Below are 14220 nucleotides of genomic sequence, written 5' to 3'. Positions count from 1 at the left end.
AGGCATACTCAGGGCCGTGCCTACCCCTCCTGATCCCGCCGTTCTGTACCCCGACGTCGCGAATTGCGGCAGCCTCGCCACCGCGCTTCGGGCCGAGCCGGAAGGCCGCCTCGGCGCCGTCCCCGTCACGTCCTCGGACATCGCTCCGCTGCTGCACGCGTCCGTCGCGAGCACCCTGCCGCACCGCGAGCCGCTGCGGATCAGCGCATGGGAGCACGAACGGAAGTGGTCGATCCGGGGCGAGGAGCCGTTCCAGGGCCTGCCCCTCGTCGATGGCGAGACGACGGCCCTGGCGGAAGTCGCCAGGGCCGCGCGGGCGTGGCACGACGGGGCGCCCCTGGAGGACATCCGCCGGGCGGCCCCCTTCGTGCACCTGACCGGCCGGTTCGAGGTGCCCGACAACGATCCCGTGCGTCTGACGGAATCCGAGTGGCAGGGCATGCGCCAGGAGGCGGCCGACCTGGAGCACGCCTGGCAGGAGTCGTACCAGGCCCTGATCGAGGCGGCGTACGCCGAGCCGGCGCTGCGCGCCCTCTACCCGTTCACGAGCCACTGGGCGCTGCGCTTCTCCGCCACCACCCGACCGAGCCTGACCTTGTGCGGACCCTGCCTGACCGCGGGCAGCGACGGCACGTACGGTGTGGGAAGGGGTTTCATCACTCCAGACCTCGGCCTGTTCGCCACACCGCACGAGGCCGTGGCACTGGCCGTACGCCACCTGCCGCCCGACCTCGGCCCGGTCGCACTCGGCAGATGACCGGGGTACGTGGCGAACTCCGCCAACTACTCCGCCCAGTAACGCTGTTGTGACTGAGCACCGGAGCTGTCAACGGTGCATTGGAGCTGTCGGGGGCAGGGCGGCGCCAGGAGGGCCGACCTGGACCGTTCCGCCGGTCCTCCGACCTCCAGGTTGCCTTGGGGCTGCCCCGCGTCGCAGACCGGCGCGGAGAGGGCCCCGGCGGCCGCCGCCGCAACCGGGCCCTTCCAGGTCAGGAACCAGGGCACGGGCCGCTGCATGGGGATGCCCGCCGGTGACGACCGGATGCGGGTGTGGAACTGCACGACGGAGGCGTACCAGCTCTGGGACCTGGTCCCCGACGGCCGGGGCCGCTATCACATGGTGACCCGCAGGGACGGCCGCTGCCTCGCGGGCTACGCGCAGGGTCCGAGCGGGTGGGCGACCTGGCTGTCCAACTGCGACCCGTCCTTCTCCAACGTCGACCAGCTCTGGTACGTCGATCCGGCAACCCAGTCCGGCCCGGCCCGCATCGCGAATCTCTTCGGCCGTGTTCTGGAGCCCGACCGCGGCTGGAACGGCGCGAACGAGTCCCCGGTCGTGACCAACGACAACCAGGGACTACCGAACCAGAAGTGGACCCTCACATACATCCGCTAGGGGCCACTTGGTCCGCCCGGCGGCCGGCCGGTTCTGTCGCGGCTGATCTGAGCATCGGAGTTGTCCATCGTGCCAGGTGGCGCGCACGGTAGCGGGTGGATCATCCTGATCAGGCTGTTCACCTGGGCTGTTCCTCCGAAGATCCTGACCGCGGACTCGCCGGCGGAGCCTACGCTGGGATCCCCTTCAGGCCACCCAGGGAGCAGCGTGCCGCCGTTCGTCTACCGGATCACCAAGTACGACCCCGCCCACCGTGACGAGCACGGTCACGACACCGGCACCGAGGACACGGTCAGTGACCACGGGCCGGTCGAGGAGGCTTACCTGGCGGCGTCGCCGCTTTCGCGGAAGCGGCAGGCATCGACCAACTGGAGGTCCGCGAGCCACAGATCGGAGGCTTCGCCCACTTCGGGCTGGAGCCCCCGGTCGACGGCTACGGCCTGGCCGACCTGTTCCCGGCCGGCCCGGCCGCGTTCCACGACGGCGCTCTGGTGCCGATCGCCGTCGGCCTGGAACTCGTCCGGTCCATGCTCCGCGACAACGGCGCCTGGTGCCGACTGGAGGCAGGGCGAGCGTTCGCCCTGCACGTCGGCTGGGACCAGTACCTCTACATCGGCAGCAACCTGCCCTGCGAGACCGCCCTGGCCCGCACCCGAGCGCTCGGCCTGTTCCCTGAACGCATGGACGCCTCGCCGTACGACTTCGCCCCCGACGACCCCGCGTACGTGCAGCGGCCGGCCGACGCCGACTCTGGGCCCGCCTGCACTGGACGGTCAGTAGCCACCGGGCGGTGTTCCTGGAGGAAACCTTCGTCGGCAACGCCTCCCGGTGGCACCGCCTGACCCGCGACAACATCGAGACCGTGCGCTCCAAGCTGGTCCCACGCTCCCAGTTGGCTGTCTGGCCAGACCTGCTCACCGACGTCGACACGGCCGTGGCCGCCCTGCCCGACGAAGGCCTCGTGGAGATCGTCTGGGAGGACGAGGACGGGCAGATGACGAGCACGGTCGTGGACGAGACCCAGTTCGAGGCAGTGACCTCCCAGCTCGCCAGCGCGCGTTCTGCCGGCGTCGTATCCATGTACGCCGGTGAGGATCTCCCGCTGTTCACCGCTGTGCTACCCGACAGCGACGGCGTTCTGCGCGCTCGCTGGCAGACCGAGCCCACGCCCAGCGACCGGGATTGGGCGTTCCTGAAGACCCTGCGGCGCGGCCAGGTGGTCACCGGCACGGTGACGACCATCGCCGGCTTCGGCGTCACGTTCGTGGACATCGGCGGCTTCACCGCGATGATCAACATCCCGGAACTGTCCTGGCGCCCCTTCGCTTTCCCGTCCGACGTCGTCAGCGTCGGCCAGGAGGTCACAGCCGAGGTCCTCGACGTCGACATGGTCCGGGAACGTGTACCGCTGTCGCTCAGAGCAGTGCGGGAAAACCCGTGGCCGCAGGTAGCGCAGAGGATCGGCCAGGTGGTCGTCGGACCGGTCACCAAGATCGTGCCGTTCGGCGTCTTCGTCCGCATCGAGGACCGGGAGGACGGTTTCCAAGGGCTTGTGCATACCAGCGAGCTGGACAAATCGTCCGGAGACGTCCTCGAGGTCGGTGACGCCCTGACTGTGAAGATCATCGACGTCGATCTCGCGCGCTGTCGTATTGCTCTGTCACATGTCCAGGCTCTGACCTCTGCTACCGAAGGTCGGCGCAACTGACGGCGAGAGGAATCCGGCGCAGGCCGAGTCGCGCCCGACAGTACGCGGTATGTCGAGGACCACTCACACCCACTGGGCGCCCGGTGCTCCGGCCGAACTCCTCGCCCAGCTGCGCGCCGACCCGCGCGCCGACACCTGGGTGCCGGCCTTCGAGCGGGAGTGGGCGGCAGCGCTGGAGGAGTCCCGCCGGACGTTCTCCCTCGCCGGCCTGTACGAGGTCGTCCAGGACTGGCAGGGCCGCCTCGCCCACGCCCCCGCGTTCGACGCGTTCGTCGCCTCCGGCTACGACGACAGCGAGGCCATCGACATGGCGGAGCTGCGGGGAAGGCGAAGGCGCCGGTGAGCGGACAGCCGTACGCGGTCCGCTTCTCCGCACCGGCCGCCCAGGTCCTCGACACCCTGCCCGAGCACGTCGAAGACACCGTGTGGGACATCCTGGGCGCGGCCGCTGGCGACCCGTGAGGCTTCGGTCAGTGGAACGCGGACGACCTCGACGGCGAGGACGTGCGCTACGCGGCCGTCGGCCAGCTCTCCCTCACCTACAGTCACGACGTCCCGGGGCACTTTGCTGACCTCCCTGCGTTCCGGGCCGGGGCGTTCACATCGTCGCTGGGAGTGCGGAGGCGGCCTCGCATTCCGGAGGGGAACCGGCCACCGGGGCGGAAAGCGGCTTTGGTTTCGGCGGGGTGGCTGCCGGCCGCGTAGTCATTGGTCAGGTGAGGGGTGAAAGGCTGCTCGCCTCCCCGGACCGCCAGCCACCTACGGACGTAACACCTGGTCAATGGGTGTGAGCTGTGCGAGCGACGTGATGCGGCTGGCTTTGGAATTTACTGCTTGAGAACGGCCGCACTCCACCCGGTCGGACAGCGAAGTCCGGCCACCAAAGCGCTATTAAGTCATCTGTACTCCGGTAATTTCCTAACATCCTCTGCCTTCGGGCCACGAATGCCAGACTGTCGACGCTTCGTGAGGAGTGCTCCGCGGATCCATCGCCGTGCTCCTGTTGGCGGAGGAACCGGAGGCCAGGCGTCCATGTTTGTGGGAGGGGAACAGTGGCACCTCAGGAATCTCTGCTCAAGGTCTACGGAGACCGGTCGTACCGGCATGTGACGATGGCGCGGCACCAGGGCACGACCATCGCGTTCGCGATGGACGCAGCTCGCCGGATCGTCTACTCCGTGCTCGATCTGTCCGGCCAGCAGACCAAGGGGGAGATCGACTCCGCGTACTGGAGTGAGAACCCGGCCGAACTGGCCTTCCCCCGGGAACTGGCTGAGGTGGGGTACGCCGTCGTGGGTGCGACGGCGATGCCCACGGTCAAGCGCGGCGGGACCGAGGCGGGCCCCGACGAGCGGCCGACGGCCGGTGAGACCGACTCCTTCCTGTCGACCACCGCCCGGTTAACGGCGGACGCGCCGTTCCACGTGGTCTCCGACGGCACGTACCTGGTGGTGCTGCGGCAGTCGGTCGGCGGGACGCACCCCGATGCGGTGCACAAGCTGACCGGCGGTGGCTGCTCCGGGGACGCCGCCCGCGGCGACTACGTGCTCAGCGGGGCGAAGAAGGTGCCGCTGGTACGCGACACCCTGCTGGCCGACCGCTTCCTGCTGGTGGACGGCAAGCTCAAGCCCGTCCTGGAGGTGCGCTTCAAGCGCAGCCGGCACGCCACCCGGCCCGAGTCGGCCAAGGACAGCCTGGGCACAGAGGACATGGAGGGCCGCCCGTTCCACGAGCCGACCCAGGAACTCTCCTTCGTCCGGAACCTGACCCGAGGCCGGTTCGCCGCGGTCCTGATACCCACCGCGATCAGCAACGTGCAGCGCTGGCAGCTGTTCGCCCACAACGACGCCACCGGACGCATCGACTGCTTCAACGTCGAGCAGGGAGTCCAGGGTCTGTTCAACACCCTCGGTACCCGCTTCTACACCAGCCCGGACCCCCTCTACCGGGACTCGGTGTTCGAACGCCGACCGGGCACGTGTCCGTTCACCGGGCGCGAGCTGGTCCCCGTCACGGGCACCGAGGGGCACGCGGAGACGGCGCTGCGGCTGACCGGCACCGACCCCTGCGTCGACCTGGGCGATCCGGCGGCGCTGCGCTTCGGCGGCAAGGCGTACTCGATCGAGGCCTGGGTCAAGCCCAGCTCGTACGACGGCCCGGTGCTCGGCCGGGGCGGCGAGTACCAGTTGAGCCTGGACACCACCGGTGCGGTCACGCTCACCCACGCGGGGGCGCCCGCCCCGCTCACCTCCACCGAGACCCTCCCCACCGACACCTACACCCACGTCGCCGCCACCTTCGACGGCACCACCGCGACGCTGTACGTCAACGGCCAGGCCGCCGGCAGCGGGGCGCTGCCGTTCACCCCGGCCACCGGCGCCAACAGCCTGGTCGGCAAGGACGAGGCGGGCGAGCACTTCGACGGTGACGTCGACGAGCTGCGGATCTGGAACCGGGTACGGTCCCAGGCCGAGCTGACCGAGGACATGAAGTACCGGCTGATAGGCAACGAGCCGGGCCTGGTCGCCTACTACCGCTTCGACGAGGGCGCCGGCACCACCGCGTACGACCAGACGGACAACGCCCTGCACGGCACGCTCAGCGCCGACGCGCGGTGGACCGGCTCGGACGCACCGGTCGGGGACCACCCCGGGGTGCGGCGCGACAGTTTCACCCTCAAGGGGCGCACGGTCGAGTCCGGCATGTCGGCCGTGCTCTACCACCAGCAGGAGAATGTCGTCGCCGGGTACCGCCCCGACCCCAAGCCCGCCAAGCGGCAGGCACGGGTGATGCTCGCCTTCGCCGCCAAGGACGGCCAGGACCCGCACATGGCCGCTCTGGACTTCGCCGTCGGCCGCGACGGCCGGTTGGCCCAGGCACCGGACGTGCTGGACCCTGCGGTGCTCAAGCGCCCGGTCAAGGGCCAGGACTCGGAACAGATCAGCGCCCTGCAACAGACGATCAAGCGGCTGGAACCGGAGATCGCCGACCTGCAACAGCAGATCACCCAACTCGCCGGCGTGGCCGGCAAGGCGACCGAGTACCAGGCGCAGTACGACCGCGAGCGGCCGGGCTTCGAGGACCTGGAGCGGCGCTACCTCGCCGAGAAGGACCTGGCGACCGCCTACAACTACAACCTGGGGCTGAAGACCGAGCGGGTGGCGCCGAGCGGCTACCGGTGGCGCTGGCTGTTCGCCTCCACCAATTCGGGGGGCAACGGCCTGGCGGTCTTCACCGAGGACAAGCCGGCCGAGGCGCGGTCGCGGATGGTCTGGCGTTTGGAGCTCGCCGGTCAGAGCCCGGACGGCAAGCCCTGCTACTGGCTGGCCTCCACCAACAAGAACCAGCAGGTACTGCACGTCGTCGACGACTCGACTGCGGAGAACGCCAGGCTGGACGCGTCCCCCCGCCACCTGACCAACCCCGCCATGCAGTTCACGCTCGTCAGCAGCAATCCCGACGTCACCGCCACGCGCGAGGTCCGCTTCGTCAACCGGAAGAGCCAGCTCGCGATCGGCTCGCCCTCCGCCGTGCCGTTCGCCAACCTGTGCCAGTCGAGCGAGTGCCTCACCGCGGAGTCGGGCCTGTTCCTGCTGGTGAACCTCGGCTTGGCCTCAGGTCTCGACAAGCAGTACGGCGCCGCCAAGACGGCGATGGACGAACTGCGCCGCAAGCTTGCGGAGGCGCTCACCGCCCAGCAGCGTACCGCTGAGCTGCAGCTTCGGCTCGCCGCCCGGCAGGCCGAACTGCAAGTGGCGCAGAGCAAGCTGGCCGCCCTGTCGACCGCTCTGCAGGGTGACGACGACCTGACGCTGGCCATGCCGCTGATCGCGGTGGACTCCACCGGGCTGAGCCTGTCGGGCAGCCTGCTGGAGTTCGCCCGGGGCACCGACCGGCCGGCGCTGATGGACAGCGGCACCGGCAACCTCGTGCTGTACTTCCGCGGGGTCAACGAGCAGTTCTTCGCCACGTACTACGACACCGCGGTCATCCGCGGCACCCAGACGCTGGCCGGGGACGGCGGCACGCTGGCCTTCCTCGCCCGCGACCCGGCCGTCACCCTCAACCCGTGCACCATCAAGGTCAGCGACGGCGACGCACCCGGCCGCTGCGACCTGACCGTCACCGTCGGGTCGGACACCGAGACCTGGAAGTCCCTGCCGCGCAAGGCCGAGCTGATGGCCGCCGCGCTGGCGGGGAGCCCCGGCCGGCCGGTGACGCTCGGCGCGGTCGCGCGGGTGACGGGCAGCACGGTGGAGTTGACCGCCCCCACCACCGTCGCCGCGTCGGCCAGGGCCCACCTGCTCATCGGCAGCACCAACTACGCCGTGTCCGCAGACGCGCCGGTCGGTGCCAAGAGCCTCACCCTCACCTCGGCGGGCACCGCGATCAAGCCCGGTGACAAGGTCAGCATCGTCAACTACGACTGGGACCAGGCGCAGTCCAGCCGCCCGGGAGTGCTGCTGTCCGCCGGGTCCCGGCTGATCGGACTGGCCACGGGCGGGGTCGACTCCGTGCCCAACGGCACGGCCAAGGCGTCCATCACCGGCCGCGGCTGCCGCTGGCGGGCCGAAATGCCCGGCCGCGCCTTCCTGTTCGACGGCAAGGAGCAGTACCTGACGCTGCCCGCCGCCCAGCAGCAGGCCGTCACCCCGGGCGGTGACCTGAGCCTGGAGGCGTGGGTCCACCCCGAGGCCGGGCAGGGCCGGCTCATCCACGGAAAAACGGACGGGGCGTCCTACTCGCTGGCGCTCGGCGCAGCCGGCCTCCCGGTGTGGCAGTTCCTCGGCAACTCCAAGGTCGAACTGACCGGCTCGCTCGACCTGTCGCACCGCGACTTCACCATCGAACTGTGGGCCAAGCGGGACAACGCCCGCAGCGTCCGGGAGCCACTGCTGACCCACGGCCTCCAGGAGGGCGGCCACAAGGACCGGACGTTGCACCTGCACTTCGAGCCCGACAACACCTTCGGCTTCGCGCTGTTCGGTGACGACCTGACCACCACACAGGCGTATGCCGACCTGGAGTGGCACCACTGGGCCGCGGTGTACAAGAACGCCACCCGCGAGCAGATCCTCTACCGGGACGGCGTCGAGGTCGCCCGGCGGACCGCTACCGGGGCCTATGCCGGTAACGGGCCGCTGGTCCTGGGCCACCAGCAGTTCACCGGGGCCCACCTCTACGGCCTGATCGACGAGGTCCGCGTCTTCGGACGGGTCCGCACCCCGGAGGAGATCACCGCCCAGCGCTACCAGCGGTTGTCCGGCCTGGAGCCCGGCCTGCTGGGCCACTGGAACTTCGAGGGCTCCAACGACACGGCCTCTCCGATCAAGGGCTACCAGGTGGTCGCGCGGGTCGGCGGCCAGGTGGCGCGCTCGGCCGAGCGATTCCCCTGCAACGAGTGGGGGCACGTCGCCGCGACCTTCGCCCAGTCCTGGGCGGTGCGCCTGGACGGCGGCGAGGGCCTGTCGGTGGACTCGCAGGACTCGCTCAACATCCTGGAGGACCTCACCATCGAGGCGTTCGTCCAGGTCGAGCAGGTGGGCAAGCCCGTGGTCCTGTTCGCCAAGGGAGCGGCGGTCGACGGCGGCCGTGACGGCGTCCCGTACCAGCTGGGCATCCGGGCCGACGGCCGGGTGGAGTTCGCCTTCGCCGACGCCGACGGCAAGGCCAGCCGCTACACCACCGCCCAAGCCGTCAAGCCCGGCACCTTCCACCGGCTCACCGTGGTGCGCGAACGCCTCAGCCCCGAGGCCCGCACCACCGCGACGCTGACCGAGAGCAGCCCGCCGGTGCAGCAGATCCGCCTCTACTTCGACGGCGTGTCGGCCGGCACCACCTTGTACAGCGGCCCGGGCCCGCAGTCCAACACCAGCCCGCTGGAGATGGGCCGCGGACTGCACGGTGTCCTGTGCGAGGTGCGGCTGTGGAGCACCGCGCGCACCGCCCCCCAGCTCGGACTGCCGGTCCGGCCGCGCGACAAGGGCCTGCTGGCCTGCTGGCCCTTCAACGAGAACACCGGCAACGTCACCCACGACGTCGGCGGATCCTTCCCCGCGAAGCTGCGCGGCGCCCGCTGGACCCGCGACCCCGACCCGAAGGCCAGCGCCCTGCGGCTCTACCGCAACGGCGAGCCGTTGTCCGAGGGCCCGGTGACCCCCCGCGACCACGACGCCTGGGGCGACGCCCAGCTCACCCTGGGCGGACGCCTGGTGGGCGGCAAGCCCACCGAGCTGCTGGCAGGCACCCTGGAGGAGGTACGGGTCTGGCGAACCGTCCGCACCCGGGAGCAGATCTCCGACAACCTCTTCACCCGCCTGCGCGGCGACAAGCAGGACCTGCTCGGCTACTGGCCCTTCGACAAGGACTCCACCGCGCCAGGCGCCGCCTCGGTGCGCGACGAAGGCCTGCGCGGCAACAACCTGGACTTCTCCCCGAAGCGGCCGCGCATCCTGCTCTCCACCGCGCCCGTCTCCGCCGACACCGCACAGGTCCGCTCGGCCCTCGCCGACGTGCGCACCCCCTTCCACAGCACCATCGCCGGCGCACCCGGCGCCACCGAGTACGCCGACCTCCAGTACGACGCCCGGGGCCAGGCGCTCGGCGTGCTCAAGCGCTGCTACGGCTTCGTCCGCGACGGCCGCTGGCACCTGATCACCGGCTACAAGGTGGGCGACCTGATCACCGAATGGGTCGGCCAGGCCCAGTTCGACCCGCAGCTCATGGGCTACATCGAGGGTGCCCCGCCGGTGCCCTCGGAGAACCTCACCGACAAGGCCGACGGCTACGCCGCCGCCTCCTCGGTGGAGTTCGGCGAGGCCGAGCAGGTGGTGCAGAGCCTCTCCGCCAGCCGGACCCGGAGCGTCAACACCGCCTTCAACTTCTCCTTCGGCGGCGAGACGGACACCGGCACCATGACCGTCACCGCGCCGCTCGGCGTCGGCACCGCGACCCCCGCGGCCAGCTTCCAGCTGAAGCTCGCCGCGACGGGCAGCCTCGAGTTCTCCAACACCTGGAGCGAGGACACCAAGGTCAGCCAGGGCAAGAACACCGCCCGCAAGACCAAGCTCGCGCTGAGCGGCTACGTCGAGGACCCCGCCAAGGTGCTCAACGCCGCCGTCGGCCGCCGCTACGTGCCCGCCAACACCGGTATGGCACTGGTCCAGTCGCAGACCGCCGACATCTTCGCCCTGCGCCTGGCGCACACCGGCGCCCTCGTCGCCTACCGGATGATGCCCAACCCCGACATCCCGCTGGACTGGAACGTCATCCACTTCCCGATCAACCCCCGCTACACCAAGCAGGGCACCCTGGACGGCGCGGTCGGCTTCAACGACAACGGCAAGGTCCTCGACCCCGACTACCCCAATGCCAAGGACTACGGCGAGTACAGCTACTTCAAGCCGAAGGACGCCTACGCGCTCAAGCGCCGCATCACCCGCGACCAGCAGCGACTGCAAGCCTTCTACGAGTCGCTCTCCACGGAGGTCGACCACAACACGAGCGACGACCAGGCCAAGGAACAGGCCAAGACGGCCCTGCGCTCGATGGGCGTGTCCGTCGGCCCGGACGGCCGCCGCACCACCGCCGGCAGCAAGACCGCCACCGGCTACTCCCACCGGGACCTGGTCAACACCTACGTCTGGACGGCCCAGGGCGGCTTCTTCGCCGAGACCACGGAGGCCACCGACGCCGTCAGCGAGACCACCTCCGGCTCCTACACCTACAGCAGCAAGTTCGGCGGATCCATGGACTTCAGCTTCGGCGTCCTCGGCATCGGCTTCACCGCCCACCTGGACGGCTCCAGGGGCGGCGGCTTCACCGTCACCCGGGCCAAGAGCAGGGACACCTCCCGCAGCTTCGGCCTCGACGTCCAGTGCGCGCCGTCCGGAGACCTGCAACGCCGGGACAAGGACGGCAAGCCCCTCTATGACGGGGCGGGCAAGCCCGTCATGGTGCCGGGCAAGGTGGACGCCTACCGCTTCCTGAGTTTCTACCTCGGCGAGAACAGCGCCAACTTCGACGACTTCTACAACAAGGTCGTCGACCCCACCTGGCTGTCGAACAGCGACGCCCCCGACGCCGCAGCCCTGCGTCAGACCCGCCAGAGCTCCGCCAAGCCCCCGTGCTGGCGCGTCCTGCACCGGGTCACCTACGTCAGCCGGGTCCTCGCACCCGTCCCGCCGCCCGGAGCGCCGCCGCTGGACAAGGCGATGCGCGCCGAGAACATCGACAGCAACTACGAGCTGATCAAGCGCCTCGAACCCTACGTCCGCCCCGCCGCCACCAGCAGCGCCGGCCTGGCCGCCGCCACCCGCGACGCCCTCGCCACCCAGCTGCCCGAACTCGTCCCCCACGCCCCCGAAATCATCGACTACCTCACCCGCTACTTCGGCATAGAAAACTGACATCCCGCCCCGCCCTCCGGCAGCCCGACCTCAGGCCGCCGCCGCGTGACCACCTACACGTCGTGAGGGCCCGGACCGCAGAGCGGTCCGGGCCCTCACGACGTGTAGGTCAGTGCTTGAAGACGTCCTTGATCTTCTCCTTGGCCTCACGCGCATCGCCCGTGGCCTGCTCCGCGCGGCCCTCGCCGGCCATCCGCTCATTGCCCGTCAGGCGGCCAGCGGTCTCCTTGAGCTTGCCCTTGGCCTGCTCGCCCTTCGCCTCGGCCTTCTGCTCACCAGACACAGCTGATCACTCCCTGCTCAGTCGAAAAAGCCTTACAGCGCCCCGTATGACCGCTCGGACCCCTCATAAACCGAACCAGCACCATCGCCTGGCCCCCAGTCGCGGGGTCGGCGGACCGACGGGGTCAGGGCAGGTCGGGCAGGGGGCGGACGGAAATCTCGTGGGCCTCGTCCACGGGGAGCCCGAGCATGCGCAGGATCATCTCGGCCATCTGCTCGCCGGCCTCTGTACCGAGGTCGCGCGCCGAGTTGAGCTGGAGCAGGCCGATCAGCGCGCCGCCGACCGCGGACAGAGCCACCAGAGGGTCTTCGAAGGTGAAGCGGCCGGACGCCTTGCCGACCTCCAGGTCGCGCAGGGCGCGCGGCCCGAGCCCGGTGGCGGGTTGATGTGCGGCAGGCCGCGCAGGCGCAGGATCTGGGGATCTCGGGGTGCGAGGCGGCCAGCCGCAGCGTGAGGCGGACGCTGGTGGCGAAGACCGCGGCCGGGTCGTCGATGCCTTCGGTGACGCTGTCGAGCAGCTGGCCGTACTCCTCCAGGGCGTCGCCGACCGCGGCGTCGAACAGGTCGTTCTTGGCCTCGAAGTGGTTGTAGAACGTGCCGAAGCCGACGTCGGCGCGTTCGGCGATCTCCTGGATGCTCGCCGACATCTCGCGGGAGCGGATCGGACCGTGTTGCCGCAGAGGGGCGACGTGGCCGTCCGTGGACCGGCTCAGCGGCTGGAGCCGTTCGTTGCCGCTGGGCCAATCATGCCCAGGGCGAGTACCGCGACTTCGTGTTCGCCACCGTGGGGGAGTACGGGGAGCCCCTGCCGGTGCAGCGCACGGCCGCGCCGGACGCGCTGCGTGCCTTCCTGCCCCGACTCCTGAGCTCTGCCGGGGAGGGCCGAACCCCCGCGCGCAGACCCTGGCGCACAGGCTCGCGGCCGCCGACGTCCATCGGCACGGCACTGACCGCCGCGTCGGTGAAGGCGCCACTGACCGACCGGCGGTAGCCCTGGTGCCCACGTCCGGTCATACGCCGGTGGTCATGTGGGCGTGGATGGTTTTGCCGCCAGTCGTGGTGGGGCGGACCTCCACCCCGGTGGCCAGGTGGTGGACCAGCGGCCATCCCCATCCCCCCGCTCTTCCGCCCGGGTCCGGGGTCCGGGCGCGTGGCTGCTGGGGGCTGGTGTCGGTGACGTCGATGTCGATCCCGCCCTCCGGCGCCCAGCCCAGGTCCAGGGTGCAGGGCCCGCGGGTGTGGCGTAGTGCGTTGGCCACCAGTTCGCTGACGACGACCAGGGCCGCGTCCTGGACGGTCTGCGGCACCCGGTGCCCGCAGGCGAGGACGTCGTCGAGGAAGTGGCGCAGTTCGTCGCGGGCGCGGGCTGCCGCTCCGCTGCCTTCGCAGGGGCAGTGCCGTTTGGCGGGGTCGGCCATCATCCCCTCCTCGAGCCGTGTGGGGGCCGGGCCAGGCGCCTGCCCGGCCCGCGCCGCGCCATGCCCGGCCCCGCCGCGCGGGGGCTGCCCGGCCTTGCCGGGCAGGGTGGGAGGGTGCGGGTGGTCTTGCTCGGCTGCTGGCCGGCGCGGTGCCGGACGCTTGACGGCCTCCTCCGCCCACCTGCCGGGAGCCGACCATGATGGGCTCCTACAGAAACGGCGGCCGAGATGATTCCCGCCCTGACCATCGACGTGTCCGAGGGCGGGACCCTGGAACTTGCGCACGTCCCCCGCCAGGCACTTCAGGTCCTCGACCTCACCGGCACGGGTGCCCGCTTCCGTGCGCTTGGGTGCCCCAGGAGCGGCGATTACACCGGCGCACAGGTCGACATCGCCGAACAGGGCCAATACACCGCGCGATTCAACGACGCGACGACCAATCTGGGATCAAAGGAAAGGGAAGTTCGGATCGGTGGTATCCATGCCCTGGATCGCATCATGCGTGACTCGGAAAAAGATCAGCCACGAGTAATCGCGGTCCTGACTTCTTACATCCGCGAGAAGAGTGCTGTCCCCATGACAGGAGAATTCAAAGAGCTCTCCGGGCGGATCGAGGAACAGAAGCCAGACATTTCCGCAGTAGTTTTCATCCTAGCCACCCGATCCGCGGCTAAGGGCGTAAGAGCACAGGTCGATCTCTCCTACGCCGACCTACACGGCCTGAACCTGACGCCATATCGTGTCGATGAAACGCAGCGTCTGCTCACTGAGGGCGACAAGGGTGTTCCTCCGCCGTGCCTTGGTCTTGGGCCCGTGAATCTGGAACATGCCGACGTGAGATTTGCCCCGCATCGTCAGATCCAATCTCGACCTCTCGTTCTCGCAATCCGCTAATCTCGCCTGCGTCGTCCTGACAGACGTGAGCTTCAACAGGACAAACCTGGAGAAGGCCAAGCTAGACCTCATGCAGTAGGAACGAGGCCTACGGCGCCATGCTCAGCATGATT

General features: G+C 69.9%; 10 protein-coding genes and 1 pseudogene. 8 read left to right on the top strand and 3 right to left on the bottom strand.

Going from position 1 to position 14220, the window contains the following annotated elements:
- Positions 1-16: 16 nt before the first annotated feature.
- The 7 genes from ACFY0O_RS19260 (at position 17) to ACFY0O_RS19230 (ending at position 11512) form a co-directional block, all read left to right on the top strand.
- The gene (locus ACFY0O_RS19260) at positions 17-757 is read left to right on the top strand and encodes a DUF6193 family natural product biosynthesis protein (protein ID WP_388947855.1); all 741 of its coding nucleotides are present in this window, start codon (positions 17-19) and stop codon (positions 755-757) included.
- Positions 758-832: 75 nt separating this feature from the next.
- On the top strand, positions 833-1396 hold the full coding sequence (locus tag ACFY0O_RS19255; RefSeq protein ID WP_388947853.1) for an RICIN domain-containing protein: 564 nt from the start codon (positions 833-835) through the stop codon (positions 1394-1396).
- Positions 1397-1887: 491 nt separating this feature from the next.
- Entirely contained in the window at positions 1888-2238 is a 351-nt protein-coding gene (locus ACFY0O_RS19250) for a hypothetical protein (RefSeq protein WP_388947852.1), read from the top strand.
- Complete coding sequence (locus tag ACFY0O_RS19245) at positions 2187-3104, top strand: S1 RNA-binding domain-containing protein (RefSeq protein ID WP_388947850.1); 918 nt, start codon at positions 2187-2189, stop codon at positions 3102-3104. The genes ACFY0O_RS19250 and ACFY0O_RS19245 overlap by 52 nt, the downstream gene beginning before the upstream one ends.
- Positions 3105-3153: 49 nt before the next feature.
- Complete coding sequence (locus ACFY0O_RS19240; protein WP_388947848.1) at positions 3154-3447, top strand: DUF6247 family protein; 294 nt, start codon at positions 3154-3156, stop codon at positions 3445-3447.
- The gene (locus tag ACFY0O_RS19235; protein ID WP_388947846.1) at positions 3444-3566 is read left to right on the top strand and encodes a hypothetical protein; all 123 of its coding nucleotides are present in this window, start codon (positions 3444-3446) and stop codon (positions 3564-3566) included. Before ACFY0O_RS19240 ends, ACFY0O_RS19235 begins: the two co-directional genes overlap by 4 nt.
- A 590-nt stretch (positions 3567-4156) precedes the next feature.
- Entirely contained in the window at positions 4157-11512 is a 7356-nt protein-coding gene (locus ACFY0O_RS19230) for a LamG-like jellyroll fold domain-containing protein (protein ID WP_388947845.1), read from the top strand.
- Between the two features lie 109 nt (positions 11513-11621).
- On the opposite strand, the gene ACFY0O_RS19225 is transcribed toward ACFY0O_RS19230, so the two are convergent.
- The 3 genes and pseudogenes from ACFY0O_RS19225 to ACFY0O_RS19215 all read right to left on the bottom strand — a co-directional run bounded on the left by ACFY0O_RS19225 (position 11622) and on the right by ACFY0O_RS19215 (position 13213).
- Positions 11622-11795: a CsbD family protein gene (locus ACFY0O_RS19225; RefSeq protein ID WP_388947843.1), complete on the bottom strand. Its 174-nt coding sequence runs from the start codon at positions 11793-11795 to the stop codon at positions 11622-11624.
- Positions 11796-11919: 124 nt separating this feature from the next.
- Positions 11920-12442 (bottom strand): annotated as a pseudogene (locus ACFY0O_RS19220) (TetR/AcrR family transcriptional regulator).
- A 363-nt stretch (positions 12443-12805) separates the two neighbouring features.
- The gene (locus ACFY0O_RS19215) at positions 12806-13213 is read right to left on the bottom strand and encodes an ATP-binding protein (RefSeq protein ID WP_388947842.1); all 408 of its coding nucleotides are present in this window, start codon (positions 13211-13213) and stop codon (positions 12806-12808) included.
- Positions 13214-13441: 228 nt separating this feature from the next.
- Here ACFY0O_RS19215 and ACFY0O_RS19210 point away from each other — a divergent pair, with 228 nt between their 5' ends.
- The gene (locus tag ACFY0O_RS19210; RefSeq protein WP_388947840.1) at positions 13442-14107 is read left to right on the top strand and encodes a hypothetical protein; all 666 of its coding nucleotides are present in this window, start codon (positions 13442-13444) and stop codon (positions 14105-14107) included.
- Positions 14108-14220 lie beyond the last annotated feature (113 nt).

The organism is Streptomyces sp. NPDC001594 (assembly GCF_042893675.1).
In the GTDB taxonomy this organism is placed as follows: Bacteria; Actinomycetota; Actinomycetes; order Streptomycetales; family Streptomycetaceae; genus Streptomyces.
This window is presented reverse-complemented; position numbering and strand designations above follow the sequence as displayed.

Excerpts from the sequence above, each read along its gene's own strand:
- ACFY0O_RS19240 (WP_388947848.1), top strand. The coding sequence starts at position 3,154 with ATGTCGAGGACCACTCACACCCACTGGGCGCCCGGTGCTCCGGCCGAA.
- ACFY0O_RS19215 (WP_388947842.1), bottom strand. The coding sequence starts at position 13,213 with ATGGCCGACCCCGCCAAACGGCACTGCCCCTGCGAAGGCAGCGGAGCG.
- ACFY0O_RS19210 (WP_388947840.1), top strand. The coding sequence starts at position 13,442 with ATGATTCCCGCCCTGACCATCGACGTGTCCGAGGGCGGGACCCTGGAA.